The organism is Primorskyibacter sedentarius (genome assembly GCF_004342065.1).
GTDB lineage: Bacteria > Pseudomonadota > Alphaproteobacteria > Rhodobacterales > Rhodobacteraceae > Primorskyibacter > Primorskyibacter sedentarius.
Map to the genome: position 1 here is coordinate 93457 of NZ_SLZU01000002.1, position 19195 is coordinate 112651.

The 19195-nt window shown below is 60.2% G+C and carries 20 protein-coding genes; 13 read left to right on the forward strand and 7 right to left on the reverse strand.

Annotation, left to right across the window (positions count from 1 at the left end):
* Positions 1 to 115 precede the first annotated feature (115 nt).
* From xylB to EDD52_RS04295, 3 genes are read left to right on the forward strand one after another with little or no spacing between them, the layout of a single operon-like run.
* On the forward strand, positions 116 to 1567 hold the full coding sequence (xylB, locus tag EDD52_RS04285; protein ID WP_132242211.1) for a xylulokinase: 1452 nt from the start codon (positions 116 to 118) through the stop codon (positions 1565 to 1567).
* Positions 1564 to 2871 carry a xylose isomerase gene (gene xylA / locus EDD52_RS04290; RefSeq protein ID WP_132242213.1) on the forward strand — a complete coding sequence of 436 codons (1308 nt, stop codon included), beginning with the start codon at positions 1564 to 1566 and terminating at the stop codon, positions 2869 to 2871. Before xylB ends, xylA begins: the two co-directional genes overlap by 4 nt.
* Positions 2871 to 3842 (forward strand): aldose epimerase family protein, encoded by a 972-nt coding sequence (locus EDD52_RS04295; RefSeq protein WP_165907455.1) that lies wholly within the window; start codon positions 2871 to 2873, stop codon positions 3840 to 3842. The genes xylA and EDD52_RS04295 overlap by 1 nt, the downstream gene beginning before the upstream one ends.
* Positions 3843 to 3852: 10 nt before the next feature.
* Here the strand turns inward: EDD52_RS04295 and EDD52_RS04300 are convergent, their stop codons facing one another.
* Together EDD52_RS04300 and pcaQ are read right to left on the reverse strand one after the other, a co-directional pair.
* The gene (locus EDD52_RS04300; RefSeq protein WP_132242217.1) at positions 3853 to 5061 is read right to left on the reverse strand and encodes an ROK family transcriptional regulator; all 1209 of its coding nucleotides are present in this window, start codon (positions 5059 to 5061) and stop codon (positions 3853 to 3855) included.
* Positions 5062 to 5172: 111 nt separating this feature from the next.
* Entirely contained in the window at positions 5173 to 6093 is a 921-nt protein-coding gene (gene pcaQ / locus EDD52_RS04305; protein WP_132242219.1) for a pca operon transcription factor PcaQ, read from the reverse strand.
* Between the two features lie 98 nt (positions 6094 to 6191).
* On the opposite strand from pcaQ, the gene pobA reads away from it, so the two are divergent.
* The 5 genes from pobA to EDD52_RS04330 are packed head-to-tail and all read left to right on the forward strand — an operon-like array spanning position 6192 to position 10063.
* Complete coding sequence (gene pobA, locus EDD52_RS04310) at positions 6192 to 7361, forward strand: 4-hydroxybenzoate 3-monooxygenase (RefSeq protein WP_132242221.1); 1170 nt, start codon at positions 6192 to 6194, stop codon at positions 7359 to 7361.
* A gap of 36 nt (positions 7362 to 7397) precedes the next feature.
* Positions 7398 to 7775, forward strand: coding sequence for a 4-carboxymuconolactone decarboxylase (gene pcaC / locus EDD52_RS04315; RefSeq protein ID WP_132242223.1), 378 nt, complete (start codon positions 7398 to 7400; stop codon positions 7773 to 7775).
* A 45-nt stretch (positions 7776 to 7820) separates the two neighbouring features.
* Positions 7821 to 8549: a protocatechuate 3,4-dioxygenase subunit beta gene (gene pcaH / locus EDD52_RS04320; RefSeq protein WP_132242225.1), complete on the forward strand. Its 729-nt coding sequence runs from the start codon at positions 7821 to 7823 to the stop codon at positions 8547 to 8549.
* A 3-nt stretch (positions 8550 to 8552) separates the two neighbouring features.
* Positions 8553 to 9173, forward strand: a complete 621-nt coding sequence (gene pcaG / locus EDD52_RS04325) for a protocatechuate 3,4-dioxygenase subunit alpha (protein ID WP_132242227.1) — start codon at positions 8553 to 8555, stop codon at positions 9171 to 9173.
* Between the two features lie 53 nt (positions 9174 to 9226).
* Positions 9227 to 10063, forward strand: a complete 837-nt coding sequence (locus tag EDD52_RS04330) for a 3-oxoadipate:acetyl-CoA acetyltransferase (RefSeq protein WP_132242229.1) — start codon at positions 9227 to 9229, stop codon at positions 10061 to 10063.
* A gap of 56 nt (positions 10064 to 10119) precedes the next feature.
* Here EDD52_RS04330 and EDD52_RS04335 read toward each other — a convergent pair whose 3' ends face one another.
* From EDD52_RS04335 to EDD52_RS04355, 5 genes are all read right to left on the reverse strand, one after another.
* On the reverse strand, positions 10120 to 11865 hold the full coding sequence (locus EDD52_RS04335; protein ID WP_132242231.1) for a hypothetical protein: 1746 nt from the start codon (positions 11863 to 11865) through the stop codon (positions 10120 to 10122).
* On the reverse strand, positions 11862 to 12728 hold the full coding sequence (gene motA / locus EDD52_RS04340) for a flagellar motor stator protein MotA (RefSeq protein ID WP_132242233.1): 867 nt from the start codon (positions 12726 to 12728) through the stop codon (positions 11862 to 11864). The genes EDD52_RS04335 and motA overlap by 4 nt, the downstream gene beginning before the upstream one ends.
* A 191-nt stretch (positions 12729 to 12919) precedes the next feature.
* Positions 12920 to 13522 carry a MotE family protein gene (locus EDD52_RS04345; protein WP_132242235.1) on the reverse strand — a complete coding sequence of 201 codons (603 nt, stop codon included), beginning with the start codon at positions 13520 to 13522 and terminating at the stop codon, positions 12920 to 12922.
* A complete protein-coding gene (locus EDD52_RS04350) occupies positions 13519 to 13884 on the reverse strand; it encodes a hypothetical protein (protein WP_243651834.1) in 366 nt (121 codons plus the stop codon). Before EDD52_RS04350 ends, EDD52_RS04345 begins: the two co-directional genes overlap by 4 nt.
* 10 nt (positions 13885 to 13894) lie before the next feature.
* Entirely contained in the window at positions 13895 to 14392 is a 498-nt protein-coding gene (locus EDD52_RS04355) for a flagellar basal body-associated FliL family protein (RefSeq protein WP_132242237.1), read from the reverse strand.
* Between the two features lie 118 nt (positions 14393 to 14510).
* Here EDD52_RS04355 and fliF point away from each other — a divergent pair, with 118 nt between their 5' ends.
* The 5 genes from fliF (at position 14511) to EDD52_RS04380 (ending at position 18849) form a co-directional block, all read left to right on the forward strand.
* Complete coding sequence (gene fliF, locus EDD52_RS04360) at positions 14511 to 16106, forward strand: flagellar basal-body MS-ring/collar protein FliF (protein ID WP_132242239.1); 1596 nt, start codon at positions 14511 to 14513, stop codon at positions 16104 to 16106.
* Positions 16103 to 16705, forward strand: a complete 603-nt coding sequence (locus tag EDD52_RS04365) for a FliH/SctL family protein (protein ID WP_132242241.1) — start codon at positions 16103 to 16105, stop codon at positions 16703 to 16705. The genes fliF and EDD52_RS04365 overlap by 4 nt, the downstream gene beginning before the upstream one ends.
* Entirely contained in the window at positions 16698 to 16997 is a 300-nt protein-coding gene (locus EDD52_RS04370) for a FliM/FliN family flagellar motor switch protein (protein WP_207905967.1), read from the forward strand. Before EDD52_RS04365 ends, EDD52_RS04370 begins: the two co-directional genes overlap by 8 nt.
* Entirely contained in the window at positions 16997 to 17728 is a 732-nt protein-coding gene (gene fliP, locus EDD52_RS04375) for a flagellar type III secretion system pore protein FliP (protein WP_132242243.1), read from the forward strand. The genes EDD52_RS04370 and fliP overlap by 1 nt, the downstream gene beginning before the upstream one ends.
* Before the next feature lie 107 nt (positions 17729 to 17835).
* Positions 17836 to 18849: an NADP-dependent oxidoreductase gene (locus EDD52_RS04380; RefSeq protein ID WP_132242245.1), complete on the forward strand. Its 1014-nt coding sequence runs from the start codon at positions 17836 to 17838 to the stop codon at positions 18847 to 18849.
* Positions 18850 to 19195: the final 346 nt, after the last annotated feature.

A 19195-nucleotide genomic window follows, 5' to 3' on the forward strand; every position in this document is an offset into this window, starting at 1 on the left:
TCGGTGAGGGCTATTTAGCGTCCAGTTTCGCGCGCCCCCGACATCCGTCACCGTTTTAATTTGACACTCGAATTATATTGACGGAAAATTCGAAACACACGCCGGGAGGAGCATGATGTTTCTAGGTCTTGATTTGGGCACGTCCGGGCTTCGGGCGCTGCTTGTACGCGTGGATGGCAGCGTGGTGGGGTCGGCCGAGGCCACCTACCCCGTGTCGCATCCGCAAAGTGGCTGGTCAGAACAGAACCCGGCCGATTGGGTCACCGCCTGCGAAAGCGTCGTTGCAAAGCTGCGCGCCGCGCATCCGCAGGACTGGCCGGACCTGTCCGGCATTGCCGTGGCCGGGCAGATGCACGGCGCGACCCTGCTGGATGCGAAGGACGATGTGCTGCGACCGTGCATTCTGTGGAACGATACCCGCAGCTTTGCCGAGGCGACAGAGCTGGACGGCCAGCCCGGGATGCGCGAAATTTCCGGCAATATCGTCTTTCCCGGCTTCACGGCGCCAAAGCTGGTTTGGCTCGCGCGCCACGAACCCAAGATATTCGAACGCGTTGCGAAAGTCCTGCTTCCCAAGGATTACCTCACCTTCTGGCTGACCGGGGAGCACGTGTCCGAGATGTCCGATGCGGCGGGAACCGCCTGGCTGGATGTGGAAAAACGCGCCTGGTCGCCCGAGCTTCTGGACGCGTCCGGCATGCGGATGGACCAGATGCCGCGACTTGTCGAAGGCTCTGCACTCGCCGGACGTTTGCGCGCGTCGCTGGCGCAGGATTGGGGCATCTCGCAGCCGGTCGCCGTGGCGGGCGGCGGCGGTGACAATGCTGTGGCCGCTTGCGGCGTGGGCGCGTTGACAGAAGGCGACGGATTTGTCTCGCTCGGCACCTCCGGCGTGCTGCTGGCGGCAAAGGACAGCTTTGCGCCCATGCCGGAAACCGCCGTGCACACGTTTTGCCACGCCATCCCGGAGACGTGGTATCAGATGGGGGTCATCCTCGCCGCAACCGATAGCCTGAACTGGCTGGCCCGCAATCTGGGGCAGGACGCGGCGGCGCTGTCAAAGGCACTTGGCGACCGGATCGACGGGCCGGGAAAGATGCGCTTTCTGCCGTATCTTTCGGGCGAACGGACGCCGCATAATGACAGCAGCATTCGGGGAGCGTTGCTGAACCTCGACATCGCGCACGGTCCAGCGGATCTGACGCAAGCCGTGATGGAAGGCGTGGCATTTGCACTGCGCGACAACCTCGAAGCACTGAAATCCACCGGCACGAAGCTTGACCGTGTTCTGGCCATCGGCGGCGGTGCGCAATCACCCTATTGGGTGGAATTGTGCGCGACGCTGCTGGATCTGCCCATCGACCTGCCTGCCAAGGGTGAATTCGGCGCGGCCATGGGCGCCGCCCGTCTTGCACAATGCGCGGCCACCGGCGCCGCCCCGAAAGACGTCATGTCAGCACCCGAAGTTGCAAGGACCGTGCCCCCCCGCCCTGAACTCCAGCCCGCTTATGAAGAGGCCTATCAGGCCTTCCGCGCCACCTATCCAGCCCTGAAGGATTTGCCATGACATCCGGTTTTTTCGACGCCATCGCACCCGTGTCCTACGAGGGGCCGGACAGCACCAACCCGCTGGCCTTCCGGCATTACAACCCCGAAGAGATCGTGATGGGCAAGCGCATGGAGGAGCACCTGCGCTTTGCCGTCGCCTATTGGCACAGCTTTGCATGGGAAGGCGGCGACCCCTTTGGCGGGCAGACCTTCATCCGGCCCTGGCATCCGCAGGATTCAATGGCGAAGGCCAAGGCCAAGGCCGATACCGCGTTCGAGATGTTCCGCATCCTTGGGCAGCCCTATTTCTGCTTTCATGACGCCGATGTCCGCCCCGAGGGCAACAGCTTTGCCGAGAACCTCAAGGGGCTGGAAGAGATCACCGATTATTTCGGCCAAAAGATGGAAGAGACCGGCACAAAGCTGCTTTGGGGCACGGCGAATATGTTCAGCCACCGTCGCTGGATGGCGGGTGCCTCGACCAACCCCGATCCTGATGTTTTTGCGTTCGCGGCGGCAACGGTCAAAAGCTGCATGGATGCCACACAAAAGCTCGGCGGGCAGAACTACGTCCTGTGGGGCGGGCGCGAAGGCTATGAGACGCTGCTGAACACAGATCTGGGGCTGGAACTGGACCATATGGGGCGGTTTCTGAGCATGGTCGTGGAGTACAAGCACAAGATCGGCTACAAAGGCGCGATCCTTGTGGAACCCAAGCCGCAGGAACCGTCAAAGCATCAATATGACTACGACGCCGCAACCTGCATCGGGTTCCTGCGGAAATATGGCCTTGAGGATGAGGTGAAGCTGAACCTTGAACAGGGCCACGCGATACTCGCCGGTCACAGTTTCGAGCACGAAATCGCGGTGGCCGCCGCCGAAGGGATGCTTGGGTCCATTGATATGAACCGCAACGATTACCAGTCGGGGTGGGACACGGATCAATTCCCGAACAATGTGCCAGAGGTCGCGCTGGCCTATTACCACATCCTGAAATCCGGCGGATTCACCACCGGGGGCACCAATTTCGACGCCAAACTGCGCAGGCAGTCGCTGGATGCCGAGGATCTGATCGCGGCCCATGTCGGTGGTATGGATATCTGCGCGCGCGGGCTCAAGGCCGCTGCCGCAATGCTGGAGGATGGCGGTCTTGAGGACGCACTTGCCGCTCGTTACGCAGGCTGGCAGACAGATAGCGCAAAGGCGATGCTGCAAAGCAATCTGGGCGACATCTTTGACCGGGTACTGGCCGAGGATATCAATCCGCAACCCCATTCCGGGCGACAGGAGATCCTTGAAAACTACGTCAACAGGTTCGTATGATGGCCGTCGGGCTGGATATCCCCGCCGACCAGATCCGTCGCCACGTGTTGGAAGGCGACGACACGCAGGTTGCTGTCCTGTCGGTAGGGTGCGCTGTTCAGGACTGGCGTGTCGCACATGATGGCGGCGAAACACCGGTTGTGCTGGGTTATGCCGACCCGGCCGATTACCGCGCCGGAGCCAACGCAATGGGGTTGGTGGTGGGCCGCGTCGCAAACCGGACCGATCGCGGCCGGTTCACACTGGGTGGCGAGACCTGGCACCTGCCCGCGAACAACCCGCCACATCACCTGCATGGGGGACCGGGCGGGCTGGGCCGCTGCAACTGGGTGATGGAGCCTGAAGGCTCCCGCGCGGTCAGGCTGACATATCATTCGCCCCATCTGGATCAAGGCTATCCCGGTGCGGTGGATTTCGAGGTGACGATCACGCTGGAAGGGCGGCGCTTGATCTACGACATGAGGGCGGTGCCGGATCGCGCAACGCCGATCAACCTTGCCCATCACAGCTATTACAATCTGATGGGGCGCGGCCCGGTCAACGCGCATGAATTGCGGATTGCAGCGCAGGAATACACGCCAACCGGGCCGGATCTGCTGCCGCTTGGCCATCTCGCCCCCGTTGAAGGCACAGAGTATGATTTCCGCGACGCGCGCCCGATAGGCGATGCCGATCTTGACGGCAACCTTGCGCTGGAGGGCGGCGAAGCGCCTGCGGCAGAGGTCACCGCCCCCAACGGGCTGCGCCTGCGCCTGTGGACGGATCAACCTGGGTTGCAGCTATATAACGGGGTGTCACTGGCGCCGCATGGAACGCCGCTCGCCGGTCAGGACCACCAACGCTACGGCGGCGTTTGCCTCGAAGCCCAAGGGTTTCCGAACGCTGTGAACACGCCTGCATTCCCCTCCATCCTCTGCTCGCCAGACACCCCCTACACGCAGCGCACACAGATCGAGATCGCACCGGGCTGAGGCGCTTTTCTCAGGCGACGTTTCGAGCCGCGATCTCTTGCAAGGACAGGTCAGCGACCCGGTCCAGCGCATAGGCCGCGGCACCGCGCGCCCACATCAGATCGCCCCATTTATGCGCAAATATCTCTGGCGGCGGCAGGTCGATCTGGACAATGGACCGGCGGGCATCGGCAAGGACATCCTCGGCATAGAGGTGGTCAAACTGCATCTGTTCGCCCGCAAGAATGATCAATTCCGGGTCGAAGATGTTCACAAGGTTCGCAAGGCCCATCGCAAAGACACGGCCTGCCTGCTCCACGATCCCGACCGCCGTGGCGTCTCCCCGTCGCGCCGCATCAAGCAGCGGTCCAATGGGGTTTTCCGCATCCGGCACGGGAAGTGCCATCCCCGCCGCCTCTGCCTCTCGCAGCAAGGCGTAATCGGCGACATAGGCCTCCAGACAACCACGCTGTCCACAGCGGCATGGCGCCCCGTCGAGCTGAACCTTGGTATGGCCGAACTCTGCCCCGCACCCGCGCGACCCACGGTAAAGCGCGCCGTCAAGGACGATCCCCATGCCAACGCCGGCCTCTATGGTGACGACGATGAAATCGCGGTGCGCCTTGCCATGGCCGAAATACATCTCGGCCACCGCCACGAGATTGGCATCGTTATCGGCATAGACCGGCAGGCCAAGTTCTTTCGATACGATGTCACTGATCGGCTGATTACGCTCTGTCAGGGAGGGCGACCAATAGACAAAGCCCTGCGCCGCATCCACCACGCCTGCCATGCCCAGCCCGACGGCAGAAATGTCCTGCATCGCAAGGCCCGCCGCATCAACGGCGCGCCCGAGCGCTATGCGCAGGGTGCGGGCAAGCTCGGCCGCGGACATGACGCTGGCGGCCAGATCTTCGGTATGCTCTCCCTTGATCTCCCCCGCGAAATCCATCAGCGCGATGGACAAGGAGCGGGTGGCGACCTTGACCCCGGCCACCAGATGCGCCGCCCCGCGCAGGGCAAGATCGACGCGCGGACGCCCCCTGCGGTGGTCGCGACCCTCGACCGGGGCGGACATCTCGTCAATTAGCCCCTGACGCAGCAGCTCTGCCGTGATCGTGGTCACTGTTGCCTGGCTGATCCCGGTCCGGCGCGCGAGATCGATCCGCGCGATGGGCCCGTCACGACGGATCGCATCAAGCAGTTTTCGTCGGCTCTGCGTTCGTTGATCTTTGGCCATGCACTGCAGCCTCCAAGATTCGCGCTCAACCCCAAGGGGCATCAGAACGGCAGACCTGAGGCATTGCAAGCACTGGCTCGCCAGTCATCCGGTCGCATTGTCGTCATTTGGTCAACCCTGCATGCCAAGAAGCGCCATAGCGTTGCGCAGGGCGATCTGGAACACCTGATCCTGCGGCGACTGCGTGGTTTCCGGACGTCGCATCAGCCCGACGGGCCCGCGCATCATCGACGTGTCCCAAGGCAGCGCCACCAGATGCCCGTCGGCAATCTCGTTCGCCACAACGCCGGCCGAGATGATCCAGACCGCATCCGACTTCCGCGTGAAAACCCGTCCGAACGCGCCCGAGACGGTTTCGAGCCGCTTGTCGATCCGCCCGATACCATGACTGATGAGAAACCGTTCGACCAGCGGAAGGATGGCAGAGCCTTGCGAGGGGTAGATCACCTGGTAATCGTTGATCCGCGAAAGCTCTGGCGTCCTTAGCAAAGGATGCCCCGCCCGTACGATGAACCGCACCTCTTCGTTGTAGAGCTGCGTGAAAGAGATGTTCTGCATCGTGTCCGGCGGGCCAAGCCGCCCGATCACGATATCAAGCTCTCCGCGTCGCAGCCTGTCGATCAGATAGCCATGCGGCCCGTCCATGATGCGCAATGTCGTACCGGGAGAGAGATAGGCGAATTCGCCCGCCACCTCAGGCATCAGCCGTGCGGCAACAGAGGGTAATGCCCCGACGGCAAGCCGGGATCGCCCCTGCCCTGCCAGATCTTCGACCCCGGCCACGCCCTGCTGAAGAGAGGCCAGCGACATTTCGGCAAAGTGCAGGAACACGTCACCATGCCGCGTCAACGATATGCCCGCACGGCTTCGCGTCAGCAAAGGCGCGCCCAGAATATCTTCCAACTCCTTGAGGGTCTTGGAGATTGCGGGTTGGGTCAGGTTCAGCTTTTCCGCAGCGTTTTTCATACTGCGCTCGCGGCAGATTTCCACGAAGCTTTGCAGATGGCGTATCTTTATCCTGCGATCCAGCATACACTTTCCAATTTCGATAACTATTCTGCAAAAAGCATCATTTTACATACGACAAGCAATCATCAAATATGCGATCAAGCAAGGGAGAGGGATGATCCATGCGCGCACAGGTTGTCATCATCGGCGGCGGCCCATCCGGGCTTTTACTGTCGCAGCTGCTGTTGCGCCGGGGCATCGACACCGTGGTGCTGGAACGCAAGACCCGCGACTATGTCCTTGGGCGCATCCGCGCAGGCGTTCTGGAAACCGGGATGGTCAGCCTGATGCGCAAGGCCGGGATCGCCGACCGCATGGACCGCGAAGGCATCATCCACGAAAGCACCGTGCTGTCTTTCGACGATCAGGAATTCTCGATCAACTTCACCGAGCACACCGGCACGCATGTCATGATCTACGGTCAGACAGAGGTGACGCGCGACCTTTACGACGCCCGCGAGGCGGCTGGCGGCAGGATCATCTACAATGTCGAAAACGTGGTGATCAACGACGCCGATACCGACAAACCCTTCGTGACCTTTGACGTGGGCGGCGCCACCCAACAGATCGATTGCGATTTCGTGGCAGGCTGCGACGGTTTTCACGGTGTCAGCCGCCGGACCATCCCCCACGGGGTGCGGCGCGAATACGAAAAGGTCTACCCGTTCGGCTGGCTGGGCATCCTGTCGGAAACCCCGCCCGTCAATGACGAGCTGATCTATGCCAATTCGGCCCGCGGCTTTGCGCTCTGCTCGATGCGGAACGCCAATCTCAGCCGCTACTACGTGCAATGCCAGTTGGAAGACACCCCCGATGACTGGAGCGACCAGAGGTTCTGGGACGAATTGCGCAGCCGTATTCCCGAGAAATACGCCGACACGCTGATCACTGGCCCTTCGATCGAGAAATCCATCGCGCCGCTGCGATCTTTCGTAACCGAACCGATGCGCTGGGGTCGGCTGTTCCTGTGCGGGGATGCTGCCCATATCGTGCCGCCAACCGGCGCCAAGGGGCTCAATACCGCGGCTTCGGACGTGCATTACCTCTATCACGGGCTGATGCAATATTACGAAGAGGCCGACCCCGAAGGCATCGACCGCTACTCTGAACGGGCCTTGGCGCGGGTGTGGAAGGCCGAAAGGTTCAGCTGGTGGATGACGACGCTGCTGCACCGTTTCCCCGACCAGACCGCCTTTGACCTCAAGATCCAACGCGCCGATCTGGAATTCCTGCGCGCCAATCGCGAAGCACAAAGCGTGCTGGCACAAAACTACGTGGGCCTGCCCTATTGATGCGGTCCGGATTGAATGTCACGAAGGAGTATGACCATGGCTGAGCGCTTTGACGAAGGCACGAAAGTTCGCAGGTCCGTGTTGGGCGATGCGCATGTCGACCGTGCCGAGGCTGCCAAGACGCCCTTCGATGAGCCATTCCAGATCCTGATCACCGAAGGCGCTTGGGGCACGGTTTGGGCCAGCGATGGCATCAGTCCCCGCGACAGATCCATGTTGACCCTGGCCCTTCTGGCCGCTCTTGGTAATTTCGAAGAAATTCCCATGCATATCCGCGCCACGGCCCGTACCGGGGCCAGCAAGACCGACGTGCTTGAGGCGTTTCAGCATGTGGCGATCTATGCCGGAGTGCCGCGCGCCAATCAGGCGCTGAAACTGGCCAAGCAAACCTATGCGGAAATGGAACAGGAATGATTACAGGCAAGCGCGCGCGCCCGATTGCACGAGAGGTTAAGACAGATGAGAAAACCCGCAGAATTTTACCAGCGCGACCGTGGACGCCATCCGCCCGCCTATGTCGACACCTACAAGACAAGCGTGACGCGCTCGCCTCAATACTCGCTGATCAGCCTGCAAAACTCCGCCTCCGAAATCACCGGGCCAGTGTTCGGGCATAATGACATCGACCCGACAGACAACGACCTGATCGTGAACTACGCAAAGCCCGGCGAAATGCCGATTGGCGAGCGGATCATTCTGCATGGGCGCGTTCTGGATGAAAATGCCCGGCCCGTCCGGAACACGCTTGTGGAAATCTGGCAGGCCAATGCGGGCGGTCGATACCGACACAAGAAAGACACGTACCTTGCGCCGATCGACCCCAATTTCGGCGGGTGCGGGCGCACCATGACGGATGAGGACGGCTATTACTATTTTCGCACCGTCAAACCCGGCGCCTATCCCTGGCGCAACTACGTCAACAGCTGGCGCCCGGCGCATATCCACGTCTCTGTCTTCGGCACCGGATTTGCCCAGCGGCTGATCAGCCAGATCTATTTCGAGGGCGATCCGCTGATCCCCATGTGCCCTATCGTGCAAGCCATCCCCGACCCCGACGCGATTGAGCAGGTGACAGCCAAGCTGGACATGAACAGCACCATTCCGCTGGATACCATTGCCTATAAATTCGATATCGTGCTCCGGGGTCGCCGGTCCACCTTGTTTGAAAACCGTCTGGAGGGGAATTGAGCCATGCCACAGGACTTGAATTACCTGCGCGAGACACCGTCGCAAACGGCCGGCCCCTACGTACATATCGGCCTGGCGCCGGGTGCGGCGGGGTTTGACATTTACCGCGAAGAGCTGGGCCACGACATTGCCGGACCGAACGCAAAGGGCGAGCGTATCCGGGTCGAGGGTCTGGTGATGGATGGCACGGGCAGCCCCATCAAGGATGTCTTGCTGGAAGCATGGCAGGCCAATTCCGATGGCATCTATGCCCATCCGGAACATCCCGGTGAAGTCGAGGACGGCTTTCGCGGCTGGGGCCGCGTAATCACGGATTTTGACACCGGCGAATGGGGTTTTGACACTATAAAGCCGGGCCCCGTAATGGGGCGGAACGGGCGCATCATGGCGCCGCATATCAACCTCTGGCTGGTTGCGCGCGGTATCAACATCGGGTTGAACACGAGGATCTATTTCTCGGACGAGGACGCCGCGAATGCTGCCGACCCGGTGATTAACCTTGTCGAATGGGAACGACGCCGCGAGACCCTGATCGCACGGCGCAGCGAAGCGGACGGCAAGATCGTTTACCGCTTTGACGTCCAAATCCAGGGCGAGAACGAAACCGTCTTTTTCGACATCTGACGAAAGGGCCCGCGCTACGGCGGCGGGCCTGGCCTCCAACACGGGACGATATCATGACGAACCCCTGCATTATCTGTGTCGCGATCACCGGATCGGTGCCGACCAAAAAGAACAACCCCGCCGTCCCGGTCACGATCACAGAGCAGGTGGAAAGCACCCAGGCCGCGTTTGAAGCGGGCGCGTCCATCGCACATTGCCATGTGCGCAATGATGACCAGACCCCAACCTCGGACCCTGAACGCTTCGCACGGTTGGTCGAGGGCCTGCAAAAACATTGCCCGGGCATGATCGTGCAACTGTCGACAGGGGGGCGTTCCGGTGCGGGGCATGAGCGCGGCGGCATGCTGCCGCTTTCGCCCGATATGGCGTCGCTGTCCGTGGGATCCAACAATTTTCCCACGCGCGTCTATGAAAACGCACCGGACCTTGTCGCCTGGCTGGCTGGTGAGATGCAAAAGTATAAGGTGACACCCGAGATTGAGGCATTTGACCTAAGCCACATTTTGCATGCCATCCGGATGCATGACGAAGGCTTGATCTATGGCAAGCTCTACGTCCAGTTCGTGATGGGTGTCAAAAATGCGATGCCTGCCGACAAGGAGGTGTTTGATTTCTACGTTCATACGATGAAAACGCGTGCGCCCGGGGCAAATTGGTGCGCTGCGGGGATCGGTCCAAATCAGATTGTCGTCAATGAATGGGCGATTGCCGCTGGCGGCCACACCCGCACAGGTCTGGAAGACAACATGCGCCTAGATCGCGACACGCTGGCCCCGTCCAATGCGGCGCTGGTCGCGCGCGCGGCGAAGCTATGCGAAGAGTACGAGCGCCCCGTCGCCACATGGCAGCAAGCCCGGGACATCCTGCAAGTGCCGCAGAAAGCTACTTGAGGCGGCATCCGGCTTTCAATCGGACGGTTGATCGTACTAATGGCCGGTTTCAAGGATTAGTTCAGGTCACCTGTCATCACGGCAGCATGTTCCCGCGGACCTTCGTCAGGCAAAGAGAAACCCTGTGCCTTGTCGCGGAAGCCGAGGGACAGCAGCCTTTCCCGGACGTCTGAGAGCAGGCCTTCCGGCATTTTACGGATCTCTTTCTGGTCGAGGTAGAAGGCCACCTCAAGAAAGGATTGCGTGCTACCTTGCGCGGCGGCTTTTCCGATCACGTTGGAAATCAGCGCGCGCCGCGCCTTGGGGGACAAGACCTCCGCATTGCGGATCTCCGCGATCGCAGCCTTGTATTCCCTTTCTTCAACGCGAGCGTTGATGGACAGCTTCGCCAGTACCACTTCGGGCAATGCTCCGTCATATTCCTTCACGAAGGTCTGCATGAGCGCCGGATCTGTCGAAACGGCCGGGTCTTGTCCTGCACCCGCCCCAGCGGAATGGATTTCATCACGGCCTTGTCCATCGGGGGCAGGCGGAAGTTGCGCCGCCGCCTCAAGTTCCAGCACCACTTCGGAAAACCTGTTTTGCGCCAGGGCCTTTGACCGGGACGTTTCAGCCGGTGAAGCGTTTCCCAGGAATGCATCGAGTGCTGCGGCGTAGTCGTTCTTTGCGTTGCTGCGAAGTACAGCCACGATCCGTTGACCAAGCAGTGTCCGCAAGTGCGGCGAGAGCGCTGCGAACCGCGCCACGAATTCATCAGGCGAATCCTGAAGGCCTGCAGAACCATCTTTGGAGACAGTCTCCGTCACCTCTGCAAGCCCCTCGCAGGCAACGGTTCTGGGGGGCGGCTGACCGCCTTCCCAGCCGTCGATATCCAAAAAGGAAATGGCCGGAGCAAACATCTCGGCGACCGGCTGATCCGCAAGGAACAGTATATTCCTGGCCTCTTGCGGAAGGCCAAAGTAAATGAAACTGCGCGCCATGCGCTGCACCACATCACCAGATACTTCACCTCTTTCGGTGATCAGTTGCGTTTGCAGATCTGCGATTTCTGCAATGAATTCATGTTCTTCTACACCCGGTCGCTTCGCCGCCCCGCAGTTGAAGCGGAGTGGCGTGACCGGCTCGGCCACATGAGGTCCGTTTCGGTTGCGGTCCGGCATTACGGGGCTGCTGCTCAATGCCTTGGTGAGGTTCGGTATCGCTTCGGCAGGCGCGGTATTCTCGGCAACTGAGAGATCGTTCGCGGTAAGATAGCCCTGAGAGGCCTTCTGCACGACGGCATCCACAATCCCCGAAAGTACATCAGATTCGTGCACTTCCGGCGTCGTTTCAGCCGGCGCGACTGGTTCTTTCGCATCCGGGACTGGAACGGTATCAAGCGCCGCCTGCACCCAGTCCTTGAACGGAAACGGCGCAGCGGCTGGCTTCGTAAGCCGAACCGGAGACTGCCCCGGCGCGACATCCACAACAAGAATCCTGGGTGAATATTCGACAGTGGTCGCGAAACAGTCGCAATTGAGGCGGAGAACAATGCTCTCCTCGGTCGGCACTGCCTTGACGTCTGCAATCCTGTCGCGCGTGATCTTGATGAACACCTCGTCCAGAAAGACGCCGTATCTCTGCCCCGGAAAAGAAATCGTGACTTCTCGATCCTGCTGATCCATGTGCCACTCGACGGCTTCGGGAAGGTAGAAAACCAATCGGGTGAAGGGCCCGTGTTCACCTGACTTAACCCTGACGGTGGCGGCAGATGCCGACGCGGCAAGACAACACAGGACGAGAGATCCGAGCAAAGCCCTCATGCCGCTTCCTTTAGGTTACGAAGGGCTTCTTCCAACTCGTTGTAACCGGGGCGGATATGCTTGGGAGCATTTTGACGGCCCACCTCGATGCAGTTGCCTGCAGAGTGGTTGTGAAGGTTTGCGACCAGAACCTCCCGGATCAGGTGGTAAAAATGGCTGTCTTCCTCAACTACTGCTTTCACCTTCGCTGCGAATGGCGCGACCAAACCGTAGGCCAGAAAAACGCCAAGAAAGGTGCCAACGAGCGCGCCGCCGATCAGCTTGCCAAGCACTTCCGGCGGCTGATCGATCGAACCCATTGTCTTGATCACACCCAAAACGGCCGCAACAATCCCCAGGGCGGGCAGTCCATCGGCGACTGTCTGAAGCGCGTGGCTGGAATGCAAGGCATGCTGCTGAGTCGCTTCCATGCGCTTGTCGAGGACTTCTTCTACCTGGTGGGGGTCGTCATAATTCATGGAGGCAGAGCGCAGCGTGTCACAGATCAGATCAATGGCCTCCTTGTCGGCAAGGATTCTTGGGTATTTTCCAAAGATCGTAGAACCTTTGGGATCCTCCACATGTTCCTCGATGGCGACAGGGTTGCTCCGGGCCAAGCGGATCAACTCATACAGGAGGCAAAGCAGATCCCGGTAGTCGGCCGGCTTCCACCTTTGCCCCTTGAAGACCTTCGAGATGTCCTTGACGGTGTGTTTGATGGCGGGACCGTCATTGCTGATCAGGAAAGCCCCGACTGCGGCGCCCCCGATCATCATCATCTCGAAGGGCAGTGTTTTCATGATGATGGCCATCTTGCCTCCGGCGGCAAGATACCCCCCAAAGACCATGGCGAAGATCGTAATGATGCCAATGATACCGAACACGCTAAGTACTCCTGATTCTGCCACCAACGACGTTAGATGCCGGGGTCTTAAGAAACCCCTTTCAACTCAGCGGTGCCGACAAGCGAAGCCATTGAATTTCCGTAAGATTGTCCTGAAATTTGCGCGCAAGCGAGCAAAGGCCGACGCGTTGCGTCGGTCCATATGGTACCTTGTCTGGCGTCAGCGGCCCGCTATTGGTCTACCAAACCCGCACCAAGGTTGCGCCCGGCAATCACGACGCTGATCGCATAGGCTGACTTCGGGGTCATGCCGGCCATCACCTGGGCAGCTGCGTCCGGTGCCATGCGGGCCAGGAAACCTGCCGCAAATTCCGGATCCATCTCCTCGAACAGCCCTGCTGCCTGCTTGGGTTTCATGTTGGCGTAGACCTTGGTGAGCTGTGAGACGTCGTTTTCCGCGGCCGTGGCTGCGGCGGCCATCGTGGCGCGCAGTTTTTCATCCTCAGCCTTCATCGCGGCGATTTTCGCTTCCGCCTCGGCCTTCTGGATCTCAAGCGCTTCCATTTGTCGGGCGATTTCAACTTCCTGAGCGCTCACCTCTTCCTCGCGCCGGGTGAGAGCGTGGATGACCTCTTCAAGCTCCGCATTGTCGGGGCAGACTTGCGGCTCTTTAATCTCTGCAACGTCGATCTTGGGGGCTGACTGAAAGGCTAACGCCGTGCCTGCATGCATTCCAAGCCGAATCGCACCCGAGGCAATGAGAAGACCTGCGATGATCGATAACGTCCCGCGCCCCCGACGGCGCCGTAGAGGAGCATTCCTGACCTTGGTCATTTACCGCCTCCAAACTGGTTGTGACGCACGAAGAACGGCTCTTTGGCGACCGGCGCTCCGTTGGTTTTCTCGCCCCCCGACGGCAGATCGTGCATGGAGGCCACCAGCATCTCCAGTCTACGCGCGACGTCGTCCGCCCGTGATGTCAGATCCTTAAGCGATCCTTCAGAGGCTGAAGCGCTGTTTTGTGCGGTCTCCAGAGTTTTCTTCAGATCATCGACCTGCATTGAAAGAACGGCAACTGCGCCACCGACCCCACCTTCGAGGTCATTGAACCGGCTCAGTCTCCTGGAAAGGACGAAGCAATAAAACCCGGCGCCCAAGGCGCCGGAAACGAGCAGAATGTCCGCGATATATTCCATCTCGGGCTCCTCAATTAACAATGAATTCCATGACGAGGATGTCGTTCACACGCCCCTCGCCCACGACGAGCTGAACCCGTCGCAACATTTGACCACGCAGCTTTGGAAGTGCCGCGGGCGCTTCGAAATCCTTCAGCTCCAGCGCGCGAAGGTAGCTGTTGAGCACATTGACAACCCGCGGCAGCAGGAACCCGACCTCGTCCTGATAGGCGGACGGCACTTCCAGCTGGGCCGCGAATCGCACATGCGATCGCTGCGCGCCCTCTCCGATCGAAATCACCATCGGGTCCATCGGAAGAAAGGCCACATCCGGCAGGCTGTCCGGCACGTGCATTTCCTTCGCCGGGTCTTCCGTGACGGGTTCGTGGCCGAGGCCGGGAATCAGCCCGTTCTGAGCGGCAAAATATCCCCCGCTGCCCCCCGCCACTGCAAGCACAAGGCCGAGTATCATAGGCATTTTGGAGCGTTTGGGCGCGATAATTTCCTCGGGTACGGCCGCATCCGTCATAGCGTGTTCCTTCGTTGTGCTGTGAGTTTATAAGCACGCAGGGACTAACCGATTGTTAAGCCTGTTGCGCCAAACATGCCGGTATCCGGGCAGAACGCCTGATGAACGGAGAACACCAGTGCAGCAGCTAATTACCCTGTGGAACGCTTTGGATTTGCGTAGAAAAGTCATTATTTCGGGCGCAACCGTCGCGATCTTCGCAGCCGTTCTGGGGCTGTCTCGCATGGCCACCACGCCTTCGATGGACCTTCTCTATGCCGGGTTAGAGCCTGTCGCTGCCGGAGAGGTCGTTGCGGCCCTCACGCAGCGCAACGCTGCTTACGAGATTCGCGGAAGCTCTATCTTTGTCGAATCCGACCGGCGGGACGAATTGCGCATGACCCTCGCCGCCGAAGGTCTACCTGCGAACGGTACACAAGGCTACGAATTGCTCGACAGCTTGTCCGGTTTCGGGACAACATCACAGATGTTCGATGCCGCTTACTGGCGGGCAAAGGAAGGCGAACTGGCACGTACGATCCTGGCCAGCCCGTCTGTCACGTCGGCTCGTGTGCATATCGCGAATGTCGGATCGAATCCGTTTCAACGCGATCTGAAACCTTCTGCATCTTTGTCGGTTGCCACAGGCGGTGGCCAGTTGGCCGCTCCGCAGGCACGGGCATTCCGCTATCTGGTCGCCTCTGCCGTCCCCGGCCTTCAGCCCGATGATGTCGCGGTAATTGACGGCAAGGGCAACCTTGTGGCCGGGGATGAGGAGCTGAGCTCTGCCACGACCGCGGAGGACAGGGCCGAAATGCTGCGAAACCGCGTTCAACGGCTGGTCGAAGCGCGCGTCGGTTTCGGCAATGCCGTCGTGGAAGTCAGCGTTGATACGGTGACCGAAAGTGAATTGATCACCGAACGCAGGTTCGACCCCGACGCCCGCGTGATCATCAGCACGGACAGCGAAGAAGTCTCCACCGAAGAAGAAGATCAGGGGGGCGGCAATGTAACCGTGGCCTCCAACCTTCCAGACGGAGAAGCCGCAAACACCGATTCGTCCAAGAGCAGAAACTCTGAAACGCGGGAACGCGTGAATTATGAGGTGTCCGAAACGCGCCGAGAGATCACGCGGCTGCCCGGCGCGATCAAGCGGTTGAGCGTCGCGGTTCTGGTCAACGGCATTTCAACAACGAATGCGGACGGCACAAAGGTTTTCGAGCCGCTCCCAGATACAGAGATCGAGGCACTGCATGCGCTCGTGGCCTCTGCCGTCGGGTATGAGGAAAGCCGCGGCGACGACATCACCATCCGTTCCCTCGCCTTTGAGCCAAGGCACGCAATCGGAACCGAGGCATTGCCTCAGCCTTGGATGAACTGGAACCTTCAGCCGATGCGGCTGGTACAGATGGCGGTCCTGGCTGTCGTCGCCTTGATCCTTGGTCTGTTCGTTGTGCGCCCGGTCCTGTCCCGGCCCCAGCCGAATGCGCTTCCTGCCCCCGACGCTACCGCAATCGGTAACGGAGAGCTTCCTGCCCTGACTGGCGAAATTGACGACGGCGACGGGCGCTTTTCCAGCGTCCAACTGGTCGAAAAAGATCAGGCCGCCGCAGCAGTGGGTTACGGCGACGAGAACGACCCGGTTGATCGCCTTCGCGGTCTGATTGCTGAACGCCGCGAAGAAACTGTCGAAGTGCTTCGCACCTGGCTTGACGAGAAGGAGCCCGCGACATGACCGATCTTGCCGATCTTCTGGAAGATTTCGGGACAGCACTGCAACACGCAACGACCGTCTTTCAGATGACAGAGGACGAAGCGGACGTATTACGGGCCGAAGCCTTCGAGCAGGGCTACAAATCCGGTTGGGAAGACGCGATCAAGGCGCAATCCCAGGATCAGACACGAATTTCCAGTGATTTGGCCCAAAACCTTCAGGATTTGTCCTTCACCTACCACGAGGCCTACTCGCAAGTGGTCGAAGGCATGGCACCGCTTCTCAACGACATGGTGGAATCGCTTTTGCCCAAAGTGGCACGCGACGCCCTGGGGTTGCATGTCGTGGAATTGCTGAACGACCTCACGCGCTCATACTCTGAACAACCGGTCGAAATTGTCATCGCCACGGACAACAGCGAAGCGGTCGCCCCTCTCCTCAAGGGTGACTTCAAGATGCCGGTCTCGTTGACCGAAGATCCGCAACTGGCCGAGGGCCAAGCTGAGATCCGGTTCGGCAAGGTCGAACGGCGCGTCGATCTGACGGCCGTTCTGCACAATATCCAGGAAGCCCTCCGTGGCTTCATGCACGACAACCGCAAGGAGGTGGTCAATGGCTGACAGTGACACCACACAAGCCCCGACACAGGCAGATCCGCAAAGCATGCTGACCCGCATTCCGATCGAGATCACGGTCAGTGTCGGCAAGGCGCGCCCTCTGGTGCGTGATTTGCTGAGCCTGGAGGAACAATCCGTACTCGTGCTCGACAAACTGGTGAATGACCCGGTCGAGCTTTATGTCGGGGACAAGTTGATCGGCACCGGATCTTTGGAGATGGTCGAAGGCGACGAAACGGGGCGGCTTGCCGTTCGCATCATGGAAATCGCCGACCTTCAGTCCAGCCTGACCTGATGCACCGCCACATTTTCCCGGTTCTGACCGCGCTGCTGTGCCTTTTTGCCCTTCCAGCAGGAGCGCAACAGCTGTCGCTGGAACTTGGCGAGGGGGGCTCGCTCACCGCGACGAGCCTGCAATTGATCGCGATCGTCACCGTGCTTGGTCTGGCGCCCGGCATCCTGATTATGGTCACCTGTTTTCCGTTCATCGTGACGGTTCTGGCCATTCTGCGGCAAGCGGTCGGGCTGCAGCAATCGCCCCCGAACATGTTGATCGTCAGCCTTGCCTTGTTCCTGACCTATTTCGTGATGGAGCCGGTCTTTACCGAGGCATGGACGGTCGCGGTGGAGCCGCTGCTGGCCGAACAGATCGAACTTACGGAGGCCGTGACCCGAGGGGCCGAACCATTCCGCAGCTTCATGGCCAACAGGATGGATGACCAGACCTTCGCCGCGATGGCCGAACTGCGGGAGACAGAAGGCACGCGCTACACCCCTGCGGATGCGCCATTTTCCGTCCTGGTCCCCAGCTTTCTGTTGTCGGAAATCGCGCGGGCGTTCCAGATCGGCTTTCTCGTCTTCCTGCCCTTCCTGATCATCGACCTCGTCGTGGCCGCAGTGTTGATGTCGATGGGCATGATGATGGTGCCACCCGCGATTGTCTCCCTGCCGTTCAAACTCGCCTTCTTCGTAATTGCCAACGGCTGGTCCCTGATCGCCGGAGGTCTGGTCAAAAGCTATTTCTGACGGGACGAGGCGTGGCGCATTCCCGACCCATGACAGCGTCACACGCCACTTGCATCGCCCGGGCTGACTCTTGATGTTGGATCAAACCCGGCCGTCAGGAGATCAAGATGCAGAACCGCCAATGGGTCCTTGACCACTATCCCGACGGCCCGGCAACGCCGGATGTCTGGCGGCTGGAAGAGGTCGACATGCCAGAGCCCGGTCCGGGCCAGATCCTGATCCGCACGCGGTGGCTTTCGATGGATCCTTATATGCGCGGACGGTTAAGCCCGGCGGCCAATTACACCGCAGGTGTGGCGATTGGCGGTGTGATGCATGGTGGTGGATTGGGCGAGGTCATTGCCTCCAATCACCCGGACTGGAAGGTCGGAGAGCTTGCCGAATCTATGAGCGTGGGATGGCGCGAACACGCCGTTCTGACGCCTGACCTTCCCGGCGCAGCCGCCACGAACCGTGTGCCGGAGGGCGTGCCTGCACAGGCGACGCTGTCCTGGCTGGGCATGCCGGGTCTGACCGCCTATGTGGGCCTGACCGAAATCGGTCGCCCGATTCCGGGTGAAACGCTGGTGGTTTCCGCGGCATCCGGTGCCGCGGGGCAGTTGGTGGGCCAGATCGCAAAACTTATGGGCGCCCGCGTCATCGGCATCGCCGGGAGCGATGACAAGCTCGACTATTGCCGGTCCATCGGCTTCGACGCCGGGATCAATTACAAGACCTGCCCCGACATGTCAGCGGCGATCGCCGAACTCGCCCCCAATGGCGTCGACGTTTTCTTCGACAATACCGGCGGGCCCATTCACGATGCGGTTCTGGCCAATCTGGCGACCTTTGCGCGGGTCATCATTTGCGGGCGCATCGCCGTGGTGGATCAGGCCCCGTCCGAGGATATCGGGCTGCGCGCCTCGTCCCGGCTGATCGTAACCCGGGCACGCATTCAGGGGCTGATTGTGTTTGACTGGTGGCACAAGCGGGCCGAAGCTTTCCGCCATCTGATTAACTGGCATGCGCAAGGGCATATCCGTTTCAGAGAGGATATCCTCGACGGGTTTGAGCATGCACCGGAAGCCTTTGTTCGAATGATGGCGGGCGGGAATCGCGGCAAACAACTGTTGCGGCTATAGCGGTCCGGGTCAAAGCCCCTTCAGGGCACGGTTGGCGCTTGCCTATCCCTTCTTGACGGCAGCCTCCCAGAGCTGACCGAAGCCCCGTATTTCCACCGGCGCTCGCAAAACTGCACCTCAGGCGTCGGTGTTCTGCGGCGCAGCCATTTGCGCAATCTTGCCCATCACCGTTTCGTACCAGACGATCAACGCACGGTTCTGCTTTCGCCCGGACGTGCAGACGACAAGGTTCGACAGGAGCCATCCGCGACAGGCTTACGCATCATGTTCACATTCTTGAATGGTGAGAGCTTCCGGCTGCGCGTAAGCCGCAAAGTCAGAACAAAGAACTGATCAGAATTTGCCA

Excerpts from the sequence above, each read along its gene's own strand:
- xylB (WP_132242211.1), top strand. The coding sequence starts at position 116 with ATGTTTCTAGGTCTTGATTTGGGCACGTCCGGGCTTCGGGCGCTGCTT.
- xylA (WP_132242213.1), top strand. The coding sequence starts at position 1,564 with ATGACATCCGGTTTTTTCGACGCCATCGCACCCGTGTCCTACGAGGGG.
- EDD52_RS04295 (WP_165907455.1), top strand. The coding sequence starts at position 2,871 with ATGGCCGTCGGGCTGGATATCCCCGCCGACCAGATCCGTCGCCACGTG.
- EDD52_RS04300 (WP_132242217.1), bottom strand. The coding sequence starts at position 5,061 with ATGGCCAAAGATCAACGAACGCAGAGCCGACGAAAACTGCTTGATGCG.
- pcaQ (WP_132242219.1), bottom strand. The coding sequence starts at position 6,093 with ATGCTGGATCGCAGGATAAAGATACGCCATCTGCAAAGCTTCGTGGAA.
- pobA (WP_132242221.1), top strand. The coding sequence starts at position 6,192 with ATGCGCGCACAGGTTGTCATCATCGGCGGCGGCCCATCCGGGCTTTTA.
- pcaC (WP_132242223.1), top strand. The coding sequence starts at position 7,398 with ATGGCTGAGCGCTTTGACGAAGGCACGAAAGTTCGCAGGTCCGTGTTG.
- pcaH (WP_132242225.1), top strand. The coding sequence starts at position 7,821 with ATGAGAAAACCCGCAGAATTTTACCAGCGCGACCGTGGACGCCATCCG.
- pcaG (WP_132242227.1), top strand. The coding sequence starts at position 8,553 with ATGCCACAGGACTTGAATTACCTGCGCGAGACACCGTCGCAAACGGCC.
- EDD52_RS04330 (WP_132242229.1), top strand. The coding sequence starts at position 9,227 with ATGACGAACCCCTGCATTATCTGTGTCGCGATCACCGGATCGGTGCCG.
- EDD52_RS04335 (WP_132242231.1), bottom strand. The coding sequence starts at position 11,865 with ATGAGGGCTTTGCTCGGATCTCTCGTCCTGTGTTGTCTTGCCGCGTCG.
- EDD52_RS04345 (WP_132242235.1), bottom strand. The coding sequence starts at position 13,522 with ATGACCAAGGTCAGGAATGCTCCTCTACGGCGCCGTCGGGGGCGCGGG.
- EDD52_RS04350 (WP_243651834.1), bottom strand. The coding sequence starts at position 13,884 with ATGGAATATATCGCGGACATTCTGCTCGTTTCCGGCGCCTTGGGCGCC.
- EDD52_RS04355 (WP_132242237.1), bottom strand. The coding sequence starts at position 14,392 with ATGACGGATGCGGCCGTACCCGAGGAAATTATCGCGCCCAAACGCTCC.
- EDD52_RS04365 (WP_132242241.1), top strand. The coding sequence starts at position 16,103 with ATGACCGATCTTGCCGATCTTCTGGAAGATTTCGGGACAGCACTGCAA.
- EDD52_RS04370 (WP_207905967.1), top strand. The coding sequence starts at position 16,698 with ATGGCTGACAGTGACACCACACAAGCCCCGACACAGGCAGATCCGCAA.
- fliP (WP_132242243.1), top strand. The coding sequence starts at position 16,997 with ATGCACCGCCACATTTTCCCGGTTCTGACCGCGCTGCTGTGCCTTTTT.
- EDD52_RS04380 (WP_132242245.1), top strand. The coding sequence starts at position 17,836 with ATGCAGAACCGCCAATGGGTCCTTGACCACTATCCCGACGGCCCGGCA.